The sequence below is a fragment of the Mycobacterium toneyamaense genome (assembly GCF_055384815.1).
The window spans coordinates 5,922,210-5,947,617 of the sequence record NZ_AP040333.1 but is presented as its reverse complement, the minus strand read 5'-3'; the positions used below and the strand labels follow the sequence as shown (position 1 = coordinate 5,947,617).

The following is a 25,408-nucleotide window of genomic DNA, read 5'->3' as shown; positions in this document are numbered from 1 at the left end:
ATGGATCTGAAGAAGAAGGCGGCGCTTTTCGCGGCGGCAGGCGCGGCTGCGGGAATTCTCGTCGCACCGGCGGCACACGCCGACATCTGCGACCCGTCGGCCACCGTCTGTCAGGGCAGTGAGGTCGGCGGCGAAACGTCGGTGCCGGCCGCTTCGCCGTCGGTCATCGCGGACAACGAGGAGTTCCCGTTCGGCGACGATGAGTGGTACCTCTACCCCGGCGGCGTCATCAACCGTGGAGGCGGCGGAGGCGGCGGGCACCGTTAGGTCGAGTGCTGCTCTCCCTTGGCATGTCTGGCCGGGAGCCGGCAACTTTCCTTGACCGTCAACGAAAGTTGACGACTCCAGATCGAACGTGTCGACGGAGAGCCGACGCGCTGGTCGAGCTCACGGTGCATCGCCGGTGCTCGATACCTTCTCGGCCAGGGCGGCGAGTTTGTCGTCCAGAATCAGTGCCGCGGCGTGCAGCGGTGGGTTGTCGTCGACAACCATCAGCGACGACGGCTTGACGTAGGTCAGGGCGCTCCGGTTGTCGTCGACTTCCGTCAGCAGGACCTCGACGGGAGCGAACAGCCCGGCCGTCAGGTCGTGTCTGATCATGGTGATTGCGATGAGCGGATTGCCGAGGATGACGCGCAAGGCCTTCCGGTCTACTCCCGCAGTGCTGAGCCACGAGGTGTGGTCGATCAGGTGCATCAACATGAAATCGCTGGGTCCGGCCTGGCGCTGGACGTCCGCTTCGAATGCGTTCCAGTCGCGATCTGCCAATGCTCGGAGGCCGGTTATCTGCGCGGGCTCCGCACCGATATCGGCGAGCAGATCGTCACGCAGTTCATCGAACGTCTTGTCACTGTCGAACCGCATCCGAACTCCGCTGAACGGAATCGCCTGAGCCTCACTCGTCGTCATGATCGACCTTCGCGACGTCGGTGCGATGGACCTGCGGCCGGGGCGTGTGGTCGATGTTCAAGCTGAGCAGTTCGGGGCGGCTGTAGTGTGCTTTGACGATGGTCATCTGGCGGGGTCCTATCGCTGGTGCCGCCGGGGGTGGCGGCCTGACACCTACTCTGCGCCGGGTCGAGGCCGGATGGGGAGGCCGAGATGATCCTGGTATTCGCGGGGACACGATGCAGGTCACTTTCGCAGGTTGATCGCCGAGGCCGAGCTCGTGTGTCAAATGTGTTGTGAGCTAGGCGCATAAGCTCATCGTCGGCGGGCGGCTGGCTTCTCGCCCGGCTGCTTTCGAGGGCCGAAATTTGTCGGTGCCCTCTGCGAGCAGTCCTGCTATGTGATGCCGTAACAATCGGAGGGCGGATACGCAGTTCTGCGGATGTTTGTCCCATCTGGTCCGGTCACGCTGATTACCATGAGCGACATCGTTCGACGGGTAGATGTACCGCCGTTGACCTGGAGTGATGTGGGCATGAGCGAGCTGCTGCCGGCAGGGACCGTGACACTGCTGCTGGCAGACGTCGAGGGTTCGACGCGACTGTGGGAGACCCAGCCCGAGGAGATGACCGCCGCGCTGGCGCGGCTGGATCAAGTGGTATCCACCGCGATCGCCGCACACAACGGGGTGCGGCCGCTGGAGCAGGGCGAGGGCGACAGCTTCGTGGCAGCGTTCGCCCGAGCGAGCGATGCCGTCAAGTGTGCGCTCGATCTGCAGCGAGCCCGGCTGGCGCCAATCCGGATGCGGATCGGCATCCATACCGGGGAGGTGCAACTGCGCGACGAAAACAACTACGCGGGGCCGGCCGTCAATCGAACTGCCCGACTTCGTGATCTGGCACACGGCGGGCAGACGGTGCTGTCCGGCGCGGCGGAGGACATGGTTGTCGATCTGCTGCCCGATGGCGCATGGCTGACCGATCTGGGTACGCATCAACTACGTGATCTTCTGCGGCCCGAACGGGTGGTGCAGTTGTGTCATCCAGATCTCCGCAACGAGTTTCCGCCGCTGCGCACAGTGAATAATATTGGCACACAAGGCCTTCCGGTGGAGTTTACGACGTTCGTCGGCCGGCGAGAGCAGCTCATCGAAGTGTGTCAGCTGGTGGTGAACAACCGGCTGGTGACGTTGACCGGTACGGGCGGCGTGGGTAAGACCCGGATGGCTGTTCAGGTGGCCACCCGCGTCGCCGACGATCTGGGCGGGCTGTGGTGCGTCGACCTGGCCCCGATCACCGAGCCCGATCTTGCGGCCTCGTCGGTCGCACGGGCGGTGGGCCTGCTGGACCAACCGGGCCGCACACCGGCCGATTCCGTGGTGCGATTTCTCTCCCGCCGTCGAGGGGTGCTGGTCCTCGACAACTGCGAACATCTCCTGAACGCCACGGCGGCACTGGTTGTCGACATCACGCGGACCTGCACTGCGATAAAAGTTTTGACCACCAGCCGCGAACCACTCGGGGTCGCCGGTGAAGTGACGTGGCGCGTGCCGTCGCTGTCGTTGACCGACGAGTCGGTGCAGCTGTTCGCTGACCGGGCGCGGGCCGTGCGGCCGGATTTCCTTGTCACCGAACGGAATTCCACCGTTGTTGGCGAGATCTGCACACGCCTGGATGGTCTGCCGCTGGCGATCGAACTCGCCGCGGCGCGGGTTCGGGCCCTGGCACCGGAAGAGATCCTGGACGGCTTGCACGACCGGTTCCGGCTGTTGACCGGCGGAGCACACACGGCGGTCCGACGCCAGCAGACGTTGCTGGCGTCGGTGGAGTGGTCCCATGCGATGTTGACTGAGCCCGAACAGATCCTGCTCCGTCGGCTGGCCGTGTTCGTGGGCGGATTCGACCTGGACGCCGCGCGATCCGTCTGTGCCGACGCCGGTGTCGAGAGTTATCAGGTCTTGGACGAACTCACTTTGCTCGTCGACAAATCACTGGTGATCGCCGAGAACACGGGCAGCCGCACGCGGTACCGCCTGCTGGAGACGGTCCGTCAGTACGCGCTCGAAAAGCTGGGCGGCTCAGGTGAATCCGATGAGGTGCGTAATCGGCATCGTGACCACTACTCGGGTCTCGCATCGCAATTGGATGCGTCGACCGGTGCCGGCTACGACCAGCGGCTGCATGATGTGGAGATCGAGTTCGACAACCTGCGGGCCGCATTCGCCTGGAGTCGGGAAAGTCAGGCCATCGACACGGCTCTGATTCTCGTGTCGGAAATGCAGCCGTTTTGGTTGGGGCGCGGCCGTGTTGGTGAGGGGCTGGCTTGGTTCGATGCGATTCTCCGCGACGGTGCCGCTGACCACGGCGCGGTGACGCCGTCGGTACGGGCCTTGGCATACGCGTCCTGTGCTTTCTTGAAAGCGTGGCTTGGTGGTGTAGGCCTCATTGATTCGATCGAGTTGGCGACGAAGTCGCTGGACCTCGCCCAGCAGGTGGGGGACCGTGCGCTGATGGTGCGGGCACTCATCGCCTGCGGTTGCGCTAGCGGCTATCACCCGGGGGCCACCCGGCAGTATCTTGCCGAGGCACTCGAGTTGGCACACGAACTTGGCGACGAATGGCGGGTCGGGCAGATTCTCGCGTGGCGTGCCCTTGGCGCATTTCTGACCAGCAACCCGCTTGTGGTGCGAGCTGCTGCGATCGAAGCACGGCAGGTCGCCGAAACCGTCGGCGACCACGTCTCAGTCCGCCAGTGTCGATTGTGGCTGGCCTGGGCGCAGGTATGGCAGGGCGACCTGGCCACGGCTATCGACGGCCTGCGCGAACTGATCGCTGACGCTGACGCGGCGGGTGATCTCTTCACGAAAGCGATGGGGCTGGAGACCCTATGCCAGGCGTTGGTGTATCACGGCGACCTGGACGACGCGATGGTGGCAGCGCGCGAGGCGGTCGACGTCAGTGAGCCGATCGGTGGTGTCACGGAAGGTTGGAGCCATATCGTGGTGGCCTACGCGGCTCTGGCTGCAGGCGACGTCGCGACCGCCGCCGAATCAAGTCGGTTCGGCTGGCCGCTGACCACGTGGAGCCGGGAAGTCGTGGCGATCCAGCTGGCGCTGATGGCCCAGATCGCGCTGGCGAGTGGCGATACTGAATCGGCCCGTCGGTATGCCGACGACGGGGTCGCTGACGCCATTGCCTGGAGTCGTATGACTGCGTTGGCGGCACGTGCCCGAATTGCCATGGCGGAAGGCGATTTCCAGCAGGCCGAGCAGGATGCGCACGCTGCGCTGGCCTGTGGGGTCGAGTGCGAGGCCTGGTTGTTGATGACCGATGTGCTTGAGTGCCTGGCTTCGTCGGCGGCGGTTGCTGAGAGTTACCCGGAAGCTGCGCGGCTGTTCGGCGCAGCCGACGCCGTCAGGCAACGCACCGGTGAGACTCGGTACCGGATCTATCAGGATGGCTATGACGCGTCCGTTGCTGAACTTCGTGCGATCATGGGCGACGATTTCGACGTCGCATGGGATGAGGGCGCGGCGCTGTCTCTGGAGCAGGCGATCGCCTATGCCCAGCGCGGCCGCGGCGAGCGTAAGCGGCCTTCGAGCGGCTGGGCATCATTGACGCCAGCTGAGCTCGAGGTGGTGAAGCTGGCGGTCGCCGGACTGCCCAGCAAGGACATCGCCGCCCGGCTGTTCGTCTCGCCTCGGACGGTGCAGACGCACCTGACCCACATCTACGGGAAGCTCGGTGTTGCGTCGCGGGTGCAACTCGCGCAGGAGGCGGCCCGGCACGCGTGATCCGTTCGACGGCACGAGCGGCTGATCGTGGCATCTGCAGTCACACCGGCAACTTCAGCACAGGTCTCCCTGGATCACTCTCGCCGGGACCTGTCAGGTTTCCCTGACAGTCAAGGAAACCTGACGCCTCCAGATCGAATGTGTCGAGGGAGAGCCGACACGCCGACGGCGTTCATGGCACGTCGCGGGCGAAACGGTGGTCAGCGCCACTTTGGTCACTCGCACACCAACTTTGGCTCCCGATTGGCGTTTATTAACGAAATCGAACTATTTTTCTGAGGTGATTTCTTCGGCTGTTGGCGTCGTCGCCCGCTGGACCGCTCCCCTCCTGGCTGTAGCCGCCGTCGCGAGCGCCGGCCTGCCCCTCGATCCGGCGCCGCGTGCCGACGCACCGGCGATCCGCCTGGCTTCGGACGACAACCCGCTGGCCGGCCGGCCCTTCTACGCCGACCCGATCTCCAAGGCCAAGCTCGCCGCGGACCATGCCGACCCGCCCAGTGCCGAACTCACTGCCATCGCCAACACGCCGCAGGCCTACTGGCTGGATCAGGCGTTCCCGGCCTCGACCGTAGGCGGCACCGTCGCCGGGCTGGCCGGCGCCGCCAATGCAGCGGGTGCCACTCCCGTGCTGGTGCTGTACGCCATTCCGCATCGCGACTGCGGCAGCTACGCCGCCGGTGGCTTCGGGTCGGCGGACAGCTACCGGGCGTGGATCGACAGCGTTGCGGCCGGCCTGGGTGGTTCACCGGCGGCGATCATCGTCGAGCCTGACGCGCTGGCCATGGCCGACTGCCTGTCCGCCGGCCAGCGGCAGGAGCGCTTCGACCTGATCCGCTACGCCGTCGACACCCTGACTCGCGATCCCGCGGCGGCGGTGTACATCGACGGCGGGCACTCGCGGTGGGTGAGCGCCGAAACCATGGCCTCCCGTCTCAACGAGGTCGGCGTCGCCAAGGCACGCGGATTCAGTCTCAACACGACCAACTACTTCACCACCGGTGAGGAAATCGGATACGGCGAGGCGATCTCCGGGCTCACCAACGGCTCGCACTACGTCATCGACACGTCGCGCAATGGAGCCGGACCGGCCGAGGGTGACCCGATGTACTGGTGCAACCCCGACGGCCGCGCCCTCGGTGTCGCGCCCACCACCGATACCGCCGGCGCGCACGCCGACGCGTACCTCTGGGTGAAGCGCGTCGGCGAGTCTGACGGGTCGTGCGGCCGCGGCGAGCCCGGTGCGGGCACGTTCGTGAAATCGTTCGCCATCGACCTGGCTCGTAACGCGGCGCACTGATTCCGCGCGCCGCGACCCGGGTTTCGGCGTGAAGGACGATACGTTGCCGTCATGCATGGGTGTGGCCCTGACTGTGCCGACGGCGTCGATGCGATATCCCGGCGGACGGCGCTGGTCGCCTCCGTCTCCGCATTGCTCGGCAGTGCCGCGCTGGCGACATCGGCGAGCAGTTCAGCCGAGCCGCGCGGTGACGCGCTGCCGCAGAACGCTCTGATCACCCTCGGCGTGCAGGCGGGTCCGCCGCCGGTGCCGAACCGGACCGGTATCTCGTCGGCGCTCAAGATCGGCAACGACGTCTACCAAATCGACTGCGGCCTGGGCTCTTTGAATGCTTTCACCAATGCCGGCCTGAAGTTCGACCAGCTGCGCAGTCTCTTCATCACGCACCTGCACACCGACCACATCGTCGATTACTACAGCTTCTTCCTCTCCGGCGGCTACACCGCGTCACGGGGAAAGGGTGCAGTGACGGTGTACGGGCCAGGCCCCGCCGGCGGGCTCCCGCCGAGCGAGGTCGGCAATCCCAACCCGCCGACCGTCGAACCCGCCAACCCGACGCCAGGGATCGCGGCCATGACGGAAGCGCTGCACCGGGCCTTCGCCTACACCAGCAACATCTTCATCCGGGACATGGGCACCGACGACATCCAGAGTCTGGTCAGTGTGAACGAAGTCGTTGCGCCACCCGGCTCGGACTACCAGAACCGGTCACCGCGCACCGACCCCTTCCCGGTCATGACGGACGACAACGTGCGCGTCACGGCGACCCTGGTGAGCCACTACGACGTGTACCCGGCTTTCGCATTCCGCTTCGATCTGCTCAAATCCGGTGTGTCGGTGACCTTCTCGGGTGACACGACCAAATCGGACAATCTGATCGCTCTCGCGCACGGCACCGACATCCTGGTGCACGAGGCCCAGTTCAGCCTCGCCGACGGTGGCAACAACAGCCGGTTCCCGCCGGGGTATCTGGTCCGCTCGCACACCTCTGCCGAGCAGGTCGGTGAGGTAGCGGCGGCGGCAAATGCCAAGCATGTTGTGTTGAGCCACTATTCGCCCACCGATCTGCCCGACTCGAAGTGGCGGGACGCGATCGGCAGCCGCTATCAGGGCAAGATCGCCGTCGCGCGCGACGGTCAGGTCTTCGCCCTCTGACCTATCCTCGGCGTATGCATCTGATCGCGCTGGAAGAGCACTACGCGTGGAACCCGGCGAGCGACGGCAATGTGGTCGCGACATGGTTGGAGTCCAACAACCGCACCGGCTTCGACCGACTCTACGACCGCGGGCCGCTGCGGCTGGAGCAGATGGATGCCGCCGGCATCGACTTCCAGATCCTGTCCCTCTTCGACCCAGGCGTGCAGGAGTACGACGACGCGGTGCTTGCCGTCGACTACGCACGTCGCGCCAACGACGATCTCGCCGAGACCGTGCGGCAGTACCCCGACCGGTTCGGCGGCTTCGCCACCCTCGCGACGCAGGACCCCGATGCCGCTGCCGCTGAATTACGCAGGGCTGTCGCCGATCTCGGACTGGTGGGAGCCCTCATCAACGGCCACACCCATGGCCGCTACCTGGACGACCCCGCCTACGAGCCGCTGTTCGCCACAGCCGAGACGCTCGGTGTCCCGATCTACCTGCACCCGACCACTCCGCACCCGGCAGTGATGGAAGCCTGGTTCGCGCCATATGTCGATCAGGGGCTGCACCTGGCATCGTGGGGCTTCGCCGTCGAGGCCGGCACCCACGCACTGCGGCTGATCTACTCGGGCCTGTTCGACCGTCATCCCAACCTGCAGATGATCCTCGGCCATCTCGGAGAGATGTTGCCGTTCACAGTTTTTCGCACTGATCGGTACTACGGGCTGGGCGGCTCGGGCGACTCGCATGGCCGATTGCAGAAGCTGCCGTCGGAGTACCTGCGGGACAACTTCTACTTCACCACCAGTGGCAACTTCTCCCCGCCGGCCATGGCCTGCACGCTGGAGGTCATGGGCGCCGACCGGGTCATGTTCTCGGTGGACTACCCGATGGACGACAACGTCGACGGCGCCGACTTCCTGGCGTCGTATCCGATGGATGACGCGGACCGGCGCAAGGTCGGCTACGAAAATGCGGTGCGGCTCTTCGGCAGTCGGATACCGGGGTTCGAGGAGGGGATCAGTCCCGCGGCCGCGCCATCCAACTGAGGTTGAGTGCCTTGCCCACCTGGTTGAGTTGATTGAGGGCCTCCTCGATGCGGCGCCGCGGCACCTCGACGCGCCATTCTGGCATTCGCCCGGTCAGCTCAAGGGTCTCCGGACTGAAGTTGACGGAGGTGGGCGCGAGTTCGCGGGGCAGCTTCGGCAGCTGAATTCGATAGGCGGGCAAGCGGTTCGGCAGATGCCACCGGGCTTTGCGCACCGCGACCATCCGCGGCTTCACGAGCAATGTCGAGCCGTCGATGGTCGCGTCGACCTCGAGATGGCCGATGTCCGGCCGTTTAGCCCAACGGATTTGCGCGACACCACCGGCGTCGATGTTGCCGAGCAACTTCGGCGCGGCCCGCCCCGGCAGCGACGAAGCCTTGTCGATCATGTTGTCGAGCGCCTTGGCGGACATCTCGATGGTCAGATCCAACGGCGCAGCGACGAGCACCGGGGTGTTGCTCGGCTTGATGTGCACGTTGTGCAGGACCGCGGTGGCCTTGTCGAATTGCCAACCGTTCCAGACGATGTCGGACGCCGAGATGGAGACCTCGCCCAGCTGCCCGACCGACAGGCTACGCATGTCGAGGTCGGCATCGATCGCGGTGACCGTCAGCGTCATCTCGCCGGACTTGAGCTTGACGGTGATCCGGCGGCCGACAACCTGCTTGCGCAACGTGTCGAACAAGCTCTGGTACGCGCCGGCCGGACCGGAGGTCAGCGCGTTGCCCGCAGCCGATGTCCAGAACGACGACAAGGCGTCCAGCGTTTTGAACGCATCCATCGGCTTGAACGAGTCCCAGCTCGGGAACGAGTCCCAAGACGGAAACGGTCCGGAGTTCGCCATATCTAAATGATCGTCACTCCGTCAACCGCCACGCAGCGCGATGCCGCTGACTGGGATACCGGGTTACGCGGTGCCGAGAGACTCGCGGAACCTGCGGCCCAGTACACCGCGCGAAGCGCGGGTCCACGTGAAGCCGACATGTCCGGCGCTGACCCAGTCCACGTGCTCGGCGTGCCACGAATTGGCAAGGGCCTCAGACTGTTCGACCGGAATCAGCCGGTCCGCCTTGGCGATGAACAAGGTCCGGTCCCGTGGTGCGACGACCGTCGGCAGCGCCAACGGGGACACGACCTGGAAGACGGTCCGGGCGTCGTCCGACGCGATGACGTCGCGGTATTCCTCGGGTGGACCGTGGTGGGTCAGCAGCGCCAGCGGATCGGCGAACGGCAGCGCCGCGGCCACCGCGTCGAACCGTTCCAGACCGGCCAGCACGGTGGACAGGTAGCCACCGAGCGAGACGCCGTAGAGACCCACCGGGGCATCGGTCGTGCTGCGGATCCAGCTCACCAGCCGGCGGACGTCCCACACGGCTTGCGTGATGCCATGCAGCATCGAGGTGAGATCCAGTGACAGCAGCTGTCCGTCAGCGGACTCGCGCCGGGGGCCATGCAGCGGCGAAATGGGAAGTGCGACATTGTATCCGAGCTTGTGATGCAAGTAGTTGGCCCAGAGCACGTTCAGGTCGAAGCGCGACGAGCCCATCCCGAAGCCGTGCAGGATGACGACCCACGGGGCGGGGGAGTCGGGGCGGCGCAGCAGCCGGACGGTGACGGTGTCGTTGCGGTCATTACCGGGCCACCGGCCCGCGCCCAGCTCGAACGACCGCGCGTCGAACTCCGACGCGAAGGACATCGACTCGTGGCGGAGCGGTCCGTTGTGGGTGCTCCAGTGCAGGACGTCGGCGTCGTTCAACTTCGGCGGAGTGCGGTGGTACTTGGACGGTTTGGAGATCCAGCCGCGCCGCTTGAACAGGGCCGCGGCCTTGTCCAGGTCGGCGGCGAGCCGCTCAGGTGCGGCCTCTGCGGGCAGCTTCGGCTGGCGCAGACGCATGACAGCGAGCACCGCTTCGTCAATCGCGATGTGCGGGGCCACGGCCATGCGCTCGCTGACGTCCATGCATTCCGGACGGCTCACCATGGGTGGCTCTGGCAACTCATCGTTCCTCAGTGGGGCAGACACCATTGTCTCCTTGCTTGAAGTCGTCCCGTCCGCGGGTGCGTGCCGATGGCCATCGGCACGCACCCGCGTTCAGCTCAAACATGCTGAGCTGACGGACGATTGGCTCGTCGCCTGTTCAGTTATTGACCCATCACGTACTTGACGGTGGGGCCGGTGGTCCAGCCGCCGTCGACGGCGATCTCGGCGCCGGTGACGTACGAGGCGGCGCGGGACAGCAGGTAAGTCACGGCACCGGCGATCTCGTCTGCCTCGCCGACGCGCCCCATCGGGGTGTTGGGGTAGTTGCCCTCGCCCTGCTGGATGCCGGCCTGCGCCGTCATCGGCGTGTAGGTCATGCCGGGGTGCACGGAGTTGACCCGGATGCGGTCGGTGCCCAGTTCGACGGCCGCGATCTTGCTCAGGCCGCGCACCGCCCACTTCGAGGCACCGTAGCCGGCGGTCAGGGCCAGGCCCATCAGGCCGGCGGCCGACGAGATGTTGACGATGGAACCGCCGCCGGCGGCACGCATCGGCGCGATGACGGCCTGGATGCCGTTGAAGACGCCGACCAGGTTGACGTCGAGCACGGTGCGGAAGTGATCCAGCGGCTCGTGCTCGATGAACTGGCCGGTGGAGATCCCGGCGTTGTTCACCAGACCGGTGATCTTGCCGAACTCGGCGACGGTCAGCGCGACGGCCGCGTCCCACTGCGCGCGATCGGTGACGTCGAGGTGTGCGTACCGCGCTGCATCCCCGAGCTCGTCGGCCAGCTGCTTGCCCTCGTCGTCGAGGACGTCAGCGATGACGACCTTGCCGCCACCGGCCACGATGTGGCGCGCCATCGACGCGCCGAGCCCGCGTGAGCCACCGGTGACGATCGCCACCACGTCCGACAAGCTATCCGAATCTGCCATCTCAGCAACTTCCTTTCGACGTCCTCTGGGCATGGACCGCTGTGGCGGTCCGCCCGCGTGTGAAGGCAATCACATCTAGTCGGCGCTGACGGCGGAACTCCCACCCGGTGGGACTGCGGACTCCGGGGCCGGCTCCACCCAGCCGGCAGCGGCAAGGAGCGTGTCGAGCTCCGCCCGGGCGCCATCGAGGATCTCCCACGGGTCTTCGACCAGGTCAGGGTCGGCCTGGATACCGACATCCACGTTGCCGCCGTAGCTGAACACCGTGACGTTGATACCCATACCGACGGTCAGCGGGCCGACCGGCACGATGTGCTCGATCTTGGCGCCGGCCATGTACAGCTGGATCGGCGGGCCGGGGACGTTCGAGACGATGAGGTTGCTCGCCAGCGGTAGCTTGTCCTCCAGCTTGGCGGCGCGGAAGCCCTTGAACACCAGGTTCAGCAGCACCGGCGGCGCGAAGTCGGTCAGGCCGATGGACTGGCCGGCCTGCAGGTCCTCGGCCAGCGCCTTCGCGCTGTTCATGCCGTTGTGGATGGCCGACAGCCGCTCGACCGGATTCTCCACATCGGTGCACATGGACGCGATCATGGTGTGCACGTGGTTGCCGGGGGTCTCGTCGCCCGCGTTGCGGGTGGACATCGGCACGGTGGCCAGGACCGGGGCCTCCGGCAGCGCGTCGCGCTTGGTCAGGTAGGTGCGCAGCGCGCCGGCCACGACGCTCAGGATCACGTCGTTCAGCTTGACGCCGAGCGCGTTCTTGACGTGCTTGACCTCTGCCATCGGCAGCGACGTGTAGGCGAAGCTGCGGTGCGAGCTGAGTGCGCCGTTGAAGCTGGTCTTCGGGGCGCTCATCGGGCGCGGCGGCGGATCGTCGCGACGGAGGTGGCTGATGGTGGTCACGGCGTTGCGGACCGTCTGGCCCAGGTACTGCACGACCTTCGGCGGCGTGCTCGCGGCGCTGAGAGCGCCCTTGGCGAACAGCTCGAGGCTCGAATGACGGTTCTGCTCATCCTCGTTCGGCAGATCGACGATCGGTTTCGTGGCATCGGGAGTCACGTCGCACAGCACAGATGACAGGCCGGCGCCGGAGACGCCGTCGACGATGGAGTGGTGGGTCTTGGCGATGTAGGCGACACGGCCGCCTTCGAGGCCCTCGACGAACCAGCTCTCCCACAGCGGCTGGTTGCGGTTGAGCTGACGGGCCAGGATTTCACCGACGACGTCGGCGAGTTCTTTCGCGCCACCGGGAGCGGGCAGCGCCGCCCGGTGAATGTGGTAATCGAGCTTGAACGCCGGATCGTCGACCCACACCGGCCGGTCCAGTCCCAGCGGGACCTCTTGGATGCGGCGGCGGAACGACGGCAGGTAGGGCAGGCGGCGATCCAGGTGATCCCGCAGGTGTTCGAAGTCGAATCCCGGTGCGTCGCTGGGGTCCAGAATCATCAACCCCAGCGTGTGCTGAGGCCATTCGGTGCCCTCCATGGACAAGAACATGGCATCCATGCCGGACAAGCGCTTCACCGCGGTACTCCCCTCGTCGACCACCGAATTGTGGCGGCAATAACGTATCCACGGTTACGCGTTTTACAATTGCTACTTCCCAGTCAGCGAGATTGAAATTCGTCGTCTAGCTGCGGTTCTCCCGTATTCGGTCCACGGCTACTAGGTGAACTGAGTAAGCTGTTGCACTTTTCCTGCAATTGTCGAGAAGGCGTAAAACGGTGCCCAATTCAGGTTTTCCTCCGGTACGCCGAACTATGGCGATGGTGAAATGCTCTGTTCGAACTGGAATATATTCTCGGGGTCGTATTTGGCTTTGACGGCGCGCAGTCGGTCGACATTCATTCCCCAATACGCGTGCTCCCAGTCGGGCATGCCGGCGTTGGGGACGTTGGTGTAGGCACCAGTCATGAAGGGGCGCAACGCTTCACCGAACTCGGCGATCCACCGCAGGCAGGTCTCGGTCAGCGGGTCGTTCGGCGCGGGGGTGCCGCCGCGGATGCCCCAGCCGGCACCCGGTTCGGCGTAGAACAGCGCGTCGCGATGGGCGTACGCCGCGCCGCCGCGTGGCTCGGTCGCGGCGGCGCCGAGCAGCGCGTTGGTGAAGTAGTTGCATGCGGCCGTAGGTGCATTCGACATGTAGGCGCCGACGAGTTGCACCGCATCGGGTGGGAACGGGTCAGTCATGAACTGTGAGAGGAACTTCCAGTTCGCGGGCTCATCATGCAGCGGTATCTGAAAGCTCGCGAAGATGTCGGGCCACGCCGCGTCGGTTGCTTCGACTCGCGGCGTTCCTGTGGCCAGAATCGGTGCCAGCATCTCCAGCGCTTCGGCTTCCGAACCGGAGGCCAGAACGCTGACCATCGAAATCTCGTCGCGACGGATCTCGAGCTGACTGGTGAGGCGGTGATCCAGGAACGGCGCGCACTGCTGCCACGCCTCGAACACCCCGGGTAGGTCATCGAGTCCTGGCCACCGCGCAACCACGTAAATGACTTGTGCCAGTGCATGAATCGAGTACGTCATCGAAGTGACGACACCGAAGTTGCCGTTCCCGGCGCCGCGGAGCGCCCAGAGTAGGTCCGGGTGGTGTGTTTCGTCGGCGATGATGACGTCGACGCCGTCTTCGGAGGCGACGACGATCTCGGCCGCGACAAGGTTGTCGCAGGCCATGCCGAAAGCCCGGGTCAGTAGCCCGAAGCCGCCTCCGAGTGTCGCGCCGACCAGGCCGACGGAGCCCTCGGTTCCGGTCGGCGCCGCGAAGCCCGCCCGGCCCAGTGCCGCCACCGTCTCGGATTGGTTCAGGCCTGCGCCGACCGTCGCGGTTCGTGAATCGGCGTCGATTGCCGCTGACTTCATCTCACTGACATCGATGACCAGTCCGTCGTCGACCGTGGACCAGCCTTCCAGGCAGTGGCGTCCGCTCCGGGCCCGCACCGGCAAGCCGTGTTCCCGCGCCCAGGCCAGCGCGTTGACGACATCCGTTGTTTCCTTGGCGAACACGATGGCTGCGGGCCGGTTGGTGTAAAGGAGGTTGAATCCGGCGCAGGACGCGGAGTATTCGGCGTCGTCCGGGCACACCACCTTTCCGGTGAGGGTCCCGGGCCGGGACGACAGCGGGATCATCGGTCTGCCGGTGTTGCGGCGAACTCGTCGATACCCGGTTCGGTGTCGAGTACCTCACGATTGAAGACGAGCATCTTGACGAAGTATGCGACGCCGACGGCGATGAGGCCGAGCACGATGAAGCCGGGTACCCGCGCCGAGTCGGGCGTCACGAGAACGAAGAGTGCGAAAGCCACCCAGACCAGTGCGATGCCCGCGACGGGAAGTTCGAAGCGGCCCAGTCCGAACCCACCTTCCTTGTGCTCCAGGCGTTTCCGGACGGCGAGGTACAGCACGACGATGGCTCCATAGATCAGCGCCGGCAGGATGGTCGACGCGATGATGAGCTGGATGAGCGCGGACCCACGCAAGGTCGCCATCAGCACAACCCCGACGATCAGGATCAGAATGGTGGCGGGCACCGGCGTCTGGGTGCGTGGATTGACCTGTCGCATCAGGGCATGGGCGGGGAAGCGGGCATCACGTGCCATGGCGAACACCTGCCGCGAGCACGCTGCCAGCACCACCATGCCGGCGCCGAACATCGCAAAGGCGATGCCGGCCAGGAGGATTCGCTCGGTGATCGAGCCGAGTTGGTCGCGAATGATCAGGGCGACGGGCGAGCCGCTCCGGCTTACAGCGGTGACGTTCTTGATCGCGGCCGTCAGGGCGATCAAGAAGACCAGGCCCATCACGCCCGCCGCTACGACCGACGCCACGATGGCGCGCGGGACACTGCGGAACGGATCTTTGGCTTCCTCCGCCAGGTTCGCGGCGGAGTCGAAACCGACGAGTGTGGTCAGGCCCATGATCATGCCGGCCATCAACCCACCTCCGACGGCGAAATAATCGGGGCTGTCTGCGGCGATCCCTCGGCTGGTGAGGTTGTCGACATTGCCGTCACCGGTGACCAGCATGACGACGCCGAGTGCCAGCACCAGAAGAACCACGATGCCGAGTTCGAGGCCGACCGCGCTGGAGGTGATCAGGCCGAGCAGGCGCGTCGAGGCGATGACCAGGACGGCCTGGATGATCAAGACCGCCACGGTGATCAGTCGCGCGGTGTCTTCGTCGTCGGACATGCCCAACAGCGGCATGAGCGCTTGACTGGCCAGGGCGTTGTCCATCGCGACCACCGCTATCGCGAGATACCAGAACGTCAGCCAGCCGAAGAGCCACCCGACCTTCGGGCTGGCCAAGCGCGACGCCCATTGATACGACGAGCCGCTGAGCGCGATGCGGGACGCGAACTGAGCGACCACCAGGGCAACGAGAGTCTGCCCGGCGGCGGCCACGACCCAGAGCCAGATGCCGACGGGGCCCGCGGTCTTGAGGAGGTCGTCATAGGTCCCGAATATCCCCACTGCCACCGATATGAAGGCGAAGGAGACCGCGAAGACCTGAAAGCCGCTGAGGGTGCGTTTCAGTTCCGGCGTGTAGCCGCAGTCGACGCACTCGTCGTCTGCGGCGGTCCGGACTTCTGCGCGGTCTGTTGTCATGGCCCGACCAGCCCTCCTTCGCCCCCGTGGCCATAATTGTCGCGCACGTCAATGGAAGATGTCGGGAGATTGCAGATGTTGATCGCCGCCGTGATGTTGGGTGGCCAATCCGTGACGAATCTTTGACCGAAATATTGACGCGCCGTACGGATTTCGGCGTTCCGCGGCCCATACCATGACGGTGTTCAACCACGCGGCCAGCGACAAAGGGGTCGGATAAATGCGGGTGTTTGTGCACGGAGTCCTTGCCGTGGTCGTGGTCGCCACGACCACCACTGGCGGCGCGCTCGGTATCGAGACGGCGGGCATCCGGCTGCCGTTGGGTTCGATCATCGAGTCGACGCAGCCGACGCAGGGCATTCCGGTCGGCGTCGCGCATCCGGTCGTGGTGACGTTCAAACAGCCGATCACCAACCGGGCTGCCGCTGAGCTGGCCCTGGACGTGACCTCTTCGCCCGCCATGTCAGGCAAGTTCGAATGGCTGGATAGCAAAGTGGTGCAATGGGTTCCGGATGGTTTCTGGCCTGCGCACAGCACCATCAAGCTGACAGTCGCCGGCCAGCCGATGGCGTTCACCACGGGACCCGCGGTGATCGGGACCGCTCACGTCGCCGATCACACCTTCACGGTGACGATCGACGGCCAGACTTCACCGGATATGCCTGCGCCGCATCATCTTCCGCACCTGGGTGAGTCGGGTGTGCTGCTCGCGACCATGGGTCGGCCGGAGTATGAGACGCCGCTCGGCAAATACACCGTGTTGGCGAAAGACCGCAATGTGCTCATGGATTCGAGCAGCGTTGGCATTCCCGTCGATCATCCGGACGGGTACATGACGGAGGTCGAGTTCGCGGTACGGATCAGCCGACGCGGACTGTTCGTGCATTCGGCGCCGTGGGCCGTCGAGTCGATGGGCTTCGAGAACGTCAGCCACGGGTGTATCGGTTTGGCGCCCGCGGGAGCCGAGTGGTACTTCAACACCGTCAACGTCGGCGACCCGGTCATCGTCGAGCCATAGCCTGCGCTGCAACGTAATTCGTAGTGTTGTGCCGCGTCGATCCTGCGGGTGGGGTGCTCGCTACTCGCACAAGTGCGCCCTCAGTACAGCGTCAACGACCTCAATGCACGAAGCACCCGAGCCGCGGGGGCTCGGGTGCTTCGGTGAAAGCGGTTGTGCGGCTTGTTGATCTAGTTCTGCGGGCCCGGCTGGGTCGGCAGGTTGGGGGTCGGGCCGCCGGCATCGACGGGACGCAGCGTCCGGGCTTCCTTGCCGTCCGCGATCCCACCCATGTCCATCGGGATGGCAGCCGGGGCCGCGGCGATCGGGATGGGGGCGCCCAGCGGCAGGCCCGCGGGGATGGGAGGCACGATCGGCGGCACCGCTGCCGGCACCGGCGGGACGACCGCGGGAACCGGCGGCACTGCAGCCGGGACCACCGGAGCGGCGGCCAGGGGCCCGACGATGCCCGAAGACTCCACGGCGGGCGCTGCGCATGGCGCGGCCGCAGCCGCGGCGGCAGCGGCAGGTGCCCCTGCTGCCGGCGCTCCCGCGGTGGCGCCCGCGTCGCACGCGTATCCGCCAGTCTTGAGTGGGACGGCGGCTGCGGTCGGGCTCACGGCCACGGCAGTCGCGCACACACCGGCGCTGGCAACTAATTTCACAGCGATTCGACCAAAGCTGATCATCACCGGCGTCTCCTTGAACGTGCCCTTAAATTACTGCGCCGAAAATTTGCGCAGCTGAACCGTAGGGCACGGCGAGAGGCTGGGTCCAGACATGTTTTCAATCGGATGCGCGCTCGACATGGGACTGAGCCGCGACCGTGACCGCACCGTTTCAATAGCCTCGAAGTGCTCACAGAGAGGTCTCGAAAGGCAATCGGGTGGTGCTGGAACCCGTTGTGACGCTAGCAAACTCAGTTACGTGCCGAGCAAACGGGGCTAGTGGGTGGCGTCGCCGGCCAACAGCCTGGAAAGCTCCTCGTCGGCGCGACGTTCCACGAGCAGCGGGACGAAGTCCCGAATGGTGCTGCCGGCGAACTGTTCGCGCGCGCCTTCTACGACAGTCGTCACGCGCGCCGGGGGCAGGTCCGCAAACTTGGCCGTCAAACGGCTCTCGATTTCGGTGAACACCTGCGCTTCGGACTTGGCGGACATGCCGTCGATCCTTCTCGGGTGCGTTGACAGCTGTCAACGCAGATGGTGTGACGTGTAGGCGAACTAACAATTGAGGCTGCCGTGTGAGCCGCCGGAAATGCCGCTGCTGCTCCTACGGTTGTCAAATGCGGCGGGCTGCGCAGTCCCGCTCGGCCGCACACCCACCTGATGAGAGGCTCGCCCATGTCCGGCACCCCGGAGTCCCGACCACCGTTCCCGCCGTTCGACGAAGAGACGGCCCTGGTAAAGGTGCAGGCGGCCGAGGACGCGTGGAACACCCGCGACCCCGAACGGGTCGCACTGGCCTACACCCCGGACTCCGTGTGGCGGAACCGCGACACCTTCGTGACGGGACGCGCCGAGATCGTGGAGTTCCTGACGGCCAAGTGGGAACGCGAACTCGACTACGTGCTCCGCAAGAGCCTGTGGGGCTTCCGGGGGAACCGCATGGCGGTCCGCTTCCAATACGAATGGCACGACCACGGTGGGCAGTGGTGGCGCAGCTACGGCAACGAACTGTGGGAGTTCGACGACAACGGGCTCATGCGTCGGCGGGAAGCCAGCATCAACGATCTGCAGATCACCGAGTCGGAGCGCCGGTGGTTCGGCGTGCGGCCCGAGTCGGAACGTGGTCGGGGACATGACATCCCGTTGCAGTAGTCACCGGTTTCGCAGCGCACGGATGCTCTCGTCGAGGGCGGCCTCGAGATAAGTCAGGTCGCCGGTGGCCAGCATGATCCCGACGCCGCCCTGGATGCCGGCCAGCAGTGCGGCTGCCGCGCGCGTGGGGTCGACGGTCGGGGCGATCTTGTCCTGCTGCTGCATTGCCACGATGCCGGCGGCGATGGCACCCCGCCACGAGTCGATCAGTTCGGTGGTGACGGCCTGTGCGCCCGTGCTGGTGCGGCCGATCTCGGACATCAACACCGCGATCGGGCAGTTCTGCCCCTGTCGCCGGTAGCGCTCGACCACGACATCCCGCCAGCGCTGCCAGGCGGCCCATGAAGTGAGCGAGCTGAGGTGGGGCTGCTGGTCGTCGAGGACCCGCTGTGATTCGAGGGTGGCGACGGCGAGCAGCAACTGCTCTTTGCCGCGGGGGAAGTAGTGGAAAATCTGGCTTTTCGAGGTTTGGGTCCGCGCCATCACGTCTTCGATGGTGGTCATCGCGACACCGCGGTCCCGGATCTCGGCTGCGGCACCATCGATGATGCGGGCGCGGGTGGCTCGTCCCTTGGCCGTCAGTTTCTGGACTTGCAGGTCCATTTTTTCCGACGAATCATGTGGACTCATGAGTCCAAAAGATACGCGATTGTCCGGCCGCACAGCACTTGTCACAGGTTCAACCGGAGGTCTGGGGATGGCCATCGCACGCAGGCTGGCCGACGACGGAGCCCATGTTGTGGTCAGCGGACGGAATGCGGAGCGCGGCACCGCGCTGGTGACCGCGATCCGCGCTTCTGGTGCCGAGGCGTCGTTCGTCGCAGCAGACCTGGCGGGTGGCGACGGTGCGATCCGTGCCCTCGCCGAACAAGCCACGGAGGCGGTGGGCGGACGGCTCGACATCCTGGTGAACAACGCCGCCACGCTGCTGATGCCGACCCCGACCGGTGAGGTCTCCCCGTCGGTGCTGCGAGAAGCGTTCGAGGTCAACGTCTTTGCCCCGTTCCTGCTCACGGGGGTGATCGCCCCCGAGATGGTGCGTGGTGGTGGCGGCGCCGTGGTGAACATCGGATCGATCACCGGACTGCGAGGGGCGAGCGGCTCGGCGATCTACAACTCCAACAAGGCGGCCATCCACTCGCTCACGGCGTCCTGGGCTGATGAGTACGGCCCGTTCGGGGTTCGGGTCAACGCAGTGGCTCCCGGACCGATCGCGACCGAGCGTCAACAGGAGTTCGAAGAACACATCAAACCGGTACTGGACCGGTTACCGTCACGGCGGATGAGTACGCCGGCGGAAGTCGCCGCAGCTGTCGCGTTCCTGGTCAGTGATGACGCGGCCAACATCCACGGTGCCATCCTCAGCGTGGACGGCGGCTGGGCGGCGGTCTGAACCGATGCCATCTCCAAAGGAGATGTTGCCTATCGCCATCTGTTATTGGACATGATGTGTGAGAGCGGGTGAGATGGTGCCGTGACCGGTGTGAGCAGAAGGCAGTTCGGCTTGATGGCGACCGCGGCAGTCGGCGCGGCGTCGTTGGCGGCGTGCGGATCGTCGTCAGAGCCGTCTGCTCCGCAGAAGCCGACGCCGCCGCCCGCGCCCGAGCACAACCTGAACGCGGTGAAGCAGATTCGGGCCGGCGACCTCGACGTCGGCTACGTCGAGGCCGGGCCGGCGGACGGCAAACCGGTGATCCTGCTGCACGGCTGGCCGTACGACATCCACAGCTACGCAGATGTTTCCGCGCTCCTGGCCGACCAGGGATTCCGGGTGATCGTGCCGTATCTCCGGGGCTTCGGATCAACCCGTTTCCTGGCCGCCACGACGATCCGGAACGGTCAGCAGGCGGCGCTGGCCGCGGACGTCATCGCTTTCATGGACGCCCTCAACATCCAGCGGGCGATCCTCGGTGGTTTCGACTGGGGCGGGCGCACGGCGAATGCCGTTGCGGCACTGTGGCCGCAGCGGGTGGCGGGTCTGGTGGCGGTCAGCGGGTACATCCTGGTCAATCGCGCTGCCAACCTCCAGCCGTTGGAGCCGAATGCCGAGTTGGGCTGGTGGTACCAGTACTACTTTGCGACGCCGCGCGGTGAACTCGGCTATCGGAAGAACACCAAGGAGTTCAACCGGCTGATCTGGGAGAAGGCGTCGCCGCTCTGGCACTTCACCGATGCGACCTACGGGCTGAGTGCCGCCGCGTTCGACAACCCCGACCATGTCGCCATCGTGATCCACAACTACCGGTGGCGCCTGAGCCTCGCGGAGGGTGAAAGCCGTTACGACGCAGACGAACAACACCTGCAGGCCAGGCCGCCGATCCGCGTCCCCACCATCACCATCGGCAGTGACTTCGACGGTGCGGCGAAGGACGGTGCCGGATACCGCTCGATGTACACCGCGGCATATGAACACCGGGTTCTCGACGGCATCGGCCACAACGTGCCTCAGGAGGCGCCCGCGCAATTCGCGAACGCCATCATCGACGTCAGCCGGATGTAGTCCGGCCAGCGGCTACTTGGCCAAGCTCCGGCTGATCACCAGCCGCTGAATCTGGTTGGTGCCCTCGAAGATCTGCATGATCTTGGCCTCGCGCATGAAGCGTTCAACCCGGTAGTCGCGGGTGTAGCCGGCGCCACCGAAGACCTGGACGGCGTCGGTGGTGACCTTCATGGCCGCGTCGGTGGCGACCAGTTTGGCCACGGAGGCGTTGCGTGAGTAGGGCAGCCCGGCATCGCGGCGGCGGGCGGCATCCAGGTAGGTGGCACGCGCGGAGTCGACCGCGGCGGCCATGTCGGCGAGCAGGAACCCGAGCCCCTGGTGGTCGATGATCTTGCGGCCGAACGCCGTTCGCTCCTGGGCGTAGGCCACCGCCTGATCGAGTGCGGACTGCGCCAGGCCGACAGCCACCGCGGCGACACCGAGTCGGCCGGCGTCGAGCGCGCTGAATGCGATGGGCAGGCCCTGGCCGTCGGCGCCGATCCGGCGCTCGGTGGGCAGGAACGCGTCGTCGTAGTGCGCCGAGGTGGTGGGCACCGCGTGCAGGCCCATCTTATCCTCGGGCCGGCCGAAGGACAGGCCGGGGGTGTCGGAGGGCACCAGGAAGCATGAGATGCCTTGGGAGCCTTCGCCGGTACGGGCGAACAGAGTGTAGAAGTCGGCGAGTCCGCCGTGGGTGATCCAGGCTTTCGAGCCGGTGATGCGGTAGCCGTCATCGGCGGCGACGGCCTTGCAGGCGAGCGCCGCAGCATCGGAACCCGCCTGGGGCTCGGACAGGCTGTAGGCACCGATCAGGTTGCCGCTCAACATCTCAGGCAGCCAGCGCTGCCGCTGCTCGTCGGTACCGAACGTCATCAGCGGATGGCACGACAGGCTGTGCACGCTGACCGCGATGGCGACCGAAGCCCAGCGGGCGGCGAGTTCTTCGAGTACCTGGAGGTAGACCTCATAGGGTTGGCCGCCGCCGCCCCACTCCTCGGGGTACGGCAGGCTCAGCAGCCCGGCCTCGCCCAGGGTTGGGAACACCCCGTCGGGGTACGTCTCGTCCTTCTCGTGCTGGTCGACGATGGGGTCCAGCACCTTGTCGGCGATGTCGCGGGTGAGTTCGATCAGCGCGTGGGCTTCGTCATTGGGCAAGAGGCGATCAACGGGCACCGGGGACTCCACTAATACGTCGGACAGTACTGAATTACTTCACAGAGTACTGTTTGAGTAGTACTGAGTAAAGGGCCCGCAGTACTATGCCGGTGTGAGCGCGCGCACGTCCCCGGCATTCGGCACCCGCCGACGCACCGAGCTGTTCGACGCCCTGATCACGTTGTTCCTCGACGAGGGATTCGCGCACCTCACGCTCGATGACATCGCTGGGCGGCTGCGGTGTTCGAAGTCGACGCTGTATACCCTGGCCGGCAGTAAGGAACAGCTGGTCAGTGCCGCCACTGTGCAGTTCTTCCGTCAGGCCACCGACGAGGTCGAGCGGCTCGTGGCCGGAGTCGACGGTGCCCGGGCCCGGATCACGGCCTATCTGTCGGCGGTGGGGACGGTGCTGGACGCCGCGTCGGATCAGTTCATGGTGGACCTGGACGGCTTCGCCCCGGCCCGCAGCGTCTACGAGAAGAACACTCAGATCGCCGCCCGCCGGGTGCAGGAGATGATTGCCGAAGGCGTCGAGAGCGGTGAATTCCGTGATGTCCATGCGGCTTTCGCCGCCGATCTGGCGTCGACGATGATGGTGCGCATTCAGCAGCGCCGGGTCCGCGAGAGTACCGGACTCGACGACGCCAGCGCGTATCGCGAACTCGCCGCGATCCTCACGGCGGGCATCAATGCCTGAGCAGGTGGCCTGACGTCACCACCCGACATCGTGTTTGTTGCAACTCGATAAGCACGCCCCAATGGCCCCATCAAGATCAGTAGCCTCGTGCGGTGGACCGCAGAACCGTTCTCAAGGTCCCGCTGCTGCTGGCAGCGGGTTCCGCCATGGCCGGATTCTCGGGACCGGCTCTGGCGTCCGCGGCCGGGGCGCGCTGGACGCCCGAACGGGCCAACAGTTGGTATCGGGGTCAGGCCTGGCCGGTCGGTGGCAACTACATCACCTCCACCGCGGTCAACCAGCTGGAGATGTTCCAGTCCGGCACCTACGATCCCGGCCGCATCAACGCCGAGCTGGGTGCCGCCCGCTGGTTCGGATTCAACACCGTCCGCGTCTTCCTCCACGATCTACTGTGGGCGCAGGACCCCCAGGGTTTCTCGCAGCGATTGACGCAGTTCGTCAGCATCGCTGCCGGTAACGGCATCAAGCCGCTGTTCGTGTTCTTCGATTCGTGCTGGGACCCGCATCCCAAACTCGGCGTGCAGCGGGCCCCGAGGCCGGGCGTGCACAACTCGGGCTGGGTGCAGAGTCCGGGTGCGGACCGTCTGGGCGATCCGAAATACCGTGCCGTACTGCAGAATTACGTCACCGGCGTGCTGAGCCTGTTCCGCAACGACAACCGGATCCTCGGCTGGGACCTGTGGAACGAGCCCGACAACCCGGCCAGCGTCTACCGCAAGGTCGAGCGCAGCGACAAGATGCAGCTGGTCGCCGACCTGCTGCCGCAGGTGTTCGCCTGGGCGCGGGCCGTCGATCCCGTACAGCCGCTGACAAGTGGTGTGTGGCAAGGCAGTTGGGCCGACCCCGCGCAGCGCAGCGCCATCGCGTCCATCCAGCTGGACAACTCGGACGTCATCTCGTTCCACAGCTACGCCAAGCCGGCGGACTTCTCGGCCCGAATCGATGAGCTCGCGCCGCTGAGCCGGCCCATCCTGTGTACGGAGTACCTGGCGCGCAGCCTGGGCAGCACCGTCGAGGGCATTCTGCCAATTGCCAAGCAGCGCAACGTGGGTGCGTACAGCTGGGGGCTGGTGGCAGGCAAGACCCAGACGTACTTCCCGTGGGATTCGTGGGACCACCCGAACCCGTCGGAGCCGAAGGTCTGGTTCAGCGACCTGCTCTACCCCAACGGGCGGGCCTTCCGGGACAGCGAGGTCCTCACCGTCCGCAAGCTGACCGGAACAGCCGGCCAGACGTAGACACCGGTCAGTGTGCCAGCAGGAGGATGAGCTGCGCCTGCAGCTCACCGAAGAGGAAGCCGAGGGTCGCGCCGAGCACGACGACGATCCACTCGTCGTCCTTGAACGCGGGACGCAGCAGATTCTCGAACGACAGTGAGTCCAGCAGCATCATCTTGGTGACCATGACGTTCTCCAGATCGAGGCGATCGCGCATGTATCCCTCGATGTAAGTGGACGTTTCGGGCAGTTTCTCGATGATCGAGTCGGTGATCTGCTTCTTCATGTCGACGTACTGGCGGCCGCCGACGGACTTGATGATCTTGCCGGTGAAGCCCATCTGCGTGTCGATGGTCGCGCTGATCTCGGTGGAGATCATGTCGAAGAACCGGTCCGACGACGGGCCGTTCAGCATGCTCTCCATGATGGCCTGGGGTGTGAAGATCTCGCGGGCCATGAGCGCCGCGTAACCCTCGACGACCTGCTTGCGTTCCCGCTGGAAGACGCCCTGCCACTTGATGCCGAGGAAGACGTTCTTGCGCTCCAGCGGCCGGAAGATCATCTGCAGCGCAACGTAGTCGGTGAGGCCACCGGTCAGCAGACCGAACAGCGGCAGCGACCAGTGCCAGTTGGTGATGCCGAACACCACGGCCTGTACGAGACCGATCAGGAAGCCGAAGAGCAGGCCGGACATGATGAGGAACTTGAACGCCGGCTTGCCGATGTCCTGGAAGACGGTGTTGAGCGTGACCTTGTCGCGCACCAGGTTGGTGACGACCATGTGCTTGATGTCGAAGATCTGGTCGACCTGGCCGCGCAGCTTGTCGAACATCGCGGCCATGGCCGTCGGGATGCGCTTTTCGACGTTCTTGACGACGACGTCCTTGAGCTGATCTGGTGTTGCGCGCCAGACCTGCGGCTGGAACGACATCATGATGGTGTCGACCATCTCGGCGGAGGTCTGCCGCAATGGCTCGGCGAGCTCTTTGACCAACTCGTTGGGATCGATCTTGTCGAACATCTCCTCGGGTTTGAGAATCTCCGAGGTCAGCGAATCCACCGCCACCGCAGCCATTTTCGGCGCGCGTTTGGGAATCTGGCCCTGCCAGCCGAGGTAGGGCGGAATGCCCTTGAACTCAACGGGGTAGAACATCATCTTCAAGGCCATGATCTTGGTGATCCAGCCGACGAACGCGGCGCCCAACGGGATGGTGACGTACACCCACCAGGGGTAGGCGAACGCGTTGGCCATGAGATTTTCCACCTGGCTGTCTCCCATCAGTCGCGTCCAGTGAGTAGCTGGACTACGTTAACCGGCGACCACGTGCGAGAAGACTAACGGGCACGTCAGAT

General features: G+C 65.5%; 23 protein-coding genes. 11 read left to right on the top strand and 12 right to left on the bottom strand.

Going from position 1 to position 25,408, the window contains the following annotated elements; translation table 11 throughout:
- The gene (locus ACZ5IQ_RS28650) at positions 1–267 is read left to right on the top strand and encodes a hypothetical protein (protein WP_406801705.1); all 267 of its coding nucleotides are present in this window, start codon (positions 1–3) and stop codon (positions 265–267) included.
- A 120-nt stretch (positions 268–387) separates the two neighbouring features.
- On the opposite strand, the gene ACZ5IQ_RS28645 is transcribed toward ACZ5IQ_RS28650, so the two are convergent.
- Complete coding sequence (locus ACZ5IQ_RS28645) at positions 388–909, bottom strand: DUF302 domain-containing protein (RefSeq protein ID WP_073693793.1); 522 nt, start codon at positions 907–909, stop codon at positions 388–390.
- Positions 910–1,423: 514 nt separating this feature from the next.
- On the opposite strand from ACZ5IQ_RS28645, the gene ACZ5IQ_RS28640 reads away from it, so the two are divergent.
- From ACZ5IQ_RS28640 to ACZ5IQ_RS28625, 4 genes are all read left to right on the top strand, one after another.
- The gene (locus ACZ5IQ_RS28640) at positions 1,424–4,681 is read left to right on the top strand and encodes a helix-turn-helix transcriptional regulator (RefSeq protein WP_406801763.1); all 3,258 of its coding nucleotides are present in this window, start codon (positions 1,424–1,426) and stop codon (positions 4,679–4,681) included.
- A gap of 280 nt (positions 4,682–4,961) precedes the next feature.
- Entirely contained in the window at positions 4,962–5,978 is a 1,017-nt protein-coding gene (locus ACZ5IQ_RS28635; protein ID WP_142239373.1) for a glycoside hydrolase family 6 protein, read from the top strand.
- Between the two features lie 51 nt (positions 5,979–6,029).
- Positions 6,030–7,133 (top strand): MBL fold metallo-hydrolase, encoded by a 1,104-nt coding sequence (locus ACZ5IQ_RS28630; RefSeq protein ID WP_464480581.1) that lies wholly within the window; start codon positions 6,030–6,032, stop codon positions 7,131–7,133.
- Between the two features lie 14 nt (positions 7,134–7,147).
- A complete protein-coding gene (locus ACZ5IQ_RS28625; protein WP_073693796.1) occupies positions 7,148–8,167 on the top strand; it encodes an amidohydrolase family protein in 1,020 nt (339 codons plus the stop codon).
- Here ACZ5IQ_RS28625 and ACZ5IQ_RS28620 read toward each other — a convergent pair.
- From ACZ5IQ_RS28620 to ACZ5IQ_RS28595, 6 genes are all read right to left on the bottom strand, one after another.
- Positions 8,139–9,011 carry a hypothetical protein gene (locus ACZ5IQ_RS28620; RefSeq protein WP_083611880.1) on the bottom strand — a complete coding sequence of 291 codons (873 nt, stop codon included), beginning with the start codon at positions 9,009–9,011 and terminating at the stop codon, positions 8,139–8,141. The two genes, ACZ5IQ_RS28625 and ACZ5IQ_RS28620, sit on opposite strands and share 29 nt — an antisense overlap.
- Before the next feature lie 63 nt (positions 9,012–9,074).
- Positions 9,075–10,163, bottom strand: a complete 1,089-nt coding sequence (locus ACZ5IQ_RS28615; protein WP_464480580.1) for an alpha/beta hydrolase — start codon at positions 10,161–10,163, stop codon at positions 9,075–9,077.
- Between the two features lie 146 nt (positions 10,164–10,309).
- Positions 10,310–11,083, bottom strand: a complete 774-nt coding sequence (locus ACZ5IQ_RS28610) for a glucose 1-dehydrogenase (protein ID WP_406801702.1) — start codon at positions 11,081–11,083, stop codon at positions 10,310–10,312.
- A gap of 75 nt (positions 11,084–11,158) precedes the next feature.
- Positions 11,159–12,607, bottom strand: a complete 1,449-nt coding sequence (locus ACZ5IQ_RS28605) for a WS/DGAT/MGAT family O-acyltransferase (protein WP_174557611.1) — start codon at positions 12,605–12,607, stop codon at positions 11,159–11,161.
- A 234-nt stretch (positions 12,608–12,841) separates the two neighbouring features.
- A complete protein-coding gene (locus tag ACZ5IQ_RS28600) occupies positions 12,842–14,212 on the bottom strand; it encodes an FAD-binding oxidoreductase (RefSeq protein WP_464480579.1) in 1,371 nt (456 codons plus the stop codon).
- Positions 14,209–15,690: an APC family permease gene (locus tag ACZ5IQ_RS28595; protein WP_464480578.1), complete on the bottom strand. Its 1,482-nt coding sequence runs from the start codon at positions 15,688–15,690 to the stop codon at positions 14,209–14,211. Before ACZ5IQ_RS28595 ends, ACZ5IQ_RS28600 begins: the two co-directional genes overlap by 4 nt.
- Before the next feature lie 220 nt (positions 15,691–15,910).
- On the opposite strand from ACZ5IQ_RS28595, the gene ACZ5IQ_RS28590 reads away from it, so the two are divergent.
- Complete coding sequence (locus tag ACZ5IQ_RS28590; RefSeq protein ID WP_464480577.1) at positions 15,911–16,708, top strand: L,D-transpeptidase; 798 nt, start codon at positions 15,911–15,913, stop codon at positions 16,706–16,708.
- A gap of 170 nt (positions 16,709–16,878) precedes the next feature.
- Here the strand turns inward: ACZ5IQ_RS28590 and ACZ5IQ_RS28585 are convergent, their stop codons facing one another.
- Together ACZ5IQ_RS28585 and ACZ5IQ_RS28580 are read right to left on the bottom strand one after the other, a co-directional pair.
- Positions 16,879–17,307 (bottom strand): hypothetical protein, encoded by a 429-nt coding sequence (locus tag ACZ5IQ_RS28585; RefSeq protein ID WP_406803416.1) that lies wholly within the window; start codon positions 17,305–17,307, stop codon positions 16,879–16,881.
- A gap of 324 nt (positions 17,308–17,631) precedes the next feature.
- Positions 17,632–17,847, bottom strand: coding sequence for a three-helix bundle dimerization domain-containing protein (locus ACZ5IQ_RS28580; RefSeq protein WP_464480576.1), 216 nt, complete (start codon positions 17,845–17,847; stop codon positions 17,632–17,634).
- A gap of 168 nt (positions 17,848–18,015) precedes the next feature.
- Here ACZ5IQ_RS28580 and ACZ5IQ_RS28575 point away from each other — a divergent pair, with 168 nt between their 5' ends.
- Positions 18,016–18,507, top strand: a complete 492-nt coding sequence (locus ACZ5IQ_RS28575) for a nuclear transport factor 2 family protein (RefSeq protein WP_464480575.1) — start codon at positions 18,016–18,018, stop codon at positions 18,505–18,507.
- On the opposite strand, the gene ACZ5IQ_RS28570 is transcribed toward ACZ5IQ_RS28575, so the two are convergent.
- Positions 18,508–19,110, bottom strand: coding sequence for a TetR/AcrR family transcriptional regulator (locus tag ACZ5IQ_RS28570; RefSeq protein ID WP_073693802.1), 603 nt, complete (start codon positions 19,108–19,110; stop codon positions 18,508–18,510).
- Between the two features lie 25 nt (positions 19,111–19,135).
- Here ACZ5IQ_RS28570 and ACZ5IQ_RS28565 point away from each other — a divergent pair, with 25 nt between their 5' ends.
- On the top strand, positions 19,136–19,900 hold the full coding sequence (locus ACZ5IQ_RS28565) for an SDR family NAD(P)-dependent oxidoreductase (protein WP_073693803.1): 765 nt from the start codon (positions 19,136–19,138) through the stop codon (positions 19,898–19,900).
- Positions 19,901–20,014: 114 nt separating this feature from the next.
- Positions 20,015–21,007 carry an alpha/beta fold hydrolase gene (locus tag ACZ5IQ_RS28560; protein ID WP_464481515.1) on the top strand — a complete coding sequence of 331 codons (993 nt, stop codon included), beginning with the start codon at positions 20,015–20,017 and terminating at the stop codon, positions 21,005–21,007.
- Between the two features lie 12 nt (positions 21,008–21,019).
- On the opposite strand, the gene ACZ5IQ_RS28555 is transcribed toward ACZ5IQ_RS28560, so the two are convergent.
- A complete protein-coding gene (locus tag ACZ5IQ_RS28555) occupies positions 21,020–22,159 on the bottom strand; it encodes an acyl-CoA dehydrogenase family protein (RefSeq protein WP_464480574.1) in 1,140 nt (379 codons plus the stop codon).
- 94 nt (positions 22,160–22,253) lie between these two features.
- Between ACZ5IQ_RS28555 and ACZ5IQ_RS28550 the strand changes: the two genes are divergently transcribed.
- The gene (locus tag ACZ5IQ_RS28550) at positions 22,254–22,838 is read left to right on the top strand and encodes a TetR/AcrR family transcriptional regulator (protein ID WP_464480573.1); all 585 of its coding nucleotides are present in this window, start codon (positions 22,254–22,256) and stop codon (positions 22,836–22,838) included.
- Between the two features lie 92 nt (positions 22,839–22,930).
- On the top strand, positions 22,931–24,076 hold the full coding sequence (locus tag ACZ5IQ_RS28545; protein WP_464480572.1) for a cellulase family glycosylhydrolase: 1,146 nt from the start codon (positions 22,931–22,933) through the stop codon (positions 24,074–24,076).
- Between the two features lie 7 nt (positions 24,077–24,083).
- Here ACZ5IQ_RS28545 and ACZ5IQ_RS28540 read toward each other — a convergent pair whose 3' ends face one another.
- Positions 24,084–25,307: a DUF445 domain-containing protein gene (locus tag ACZ5IQ_RS28540; protein ID WP_464480571.1), complete on the bottom strand. Its 1,224-nt coding sequence runs from the start codon at positions 25,305–25,307 to the stop codon at positions 24,084–24,086.
- Positions 25,308–25,408 lie beyond the last annotated feature (101 nt).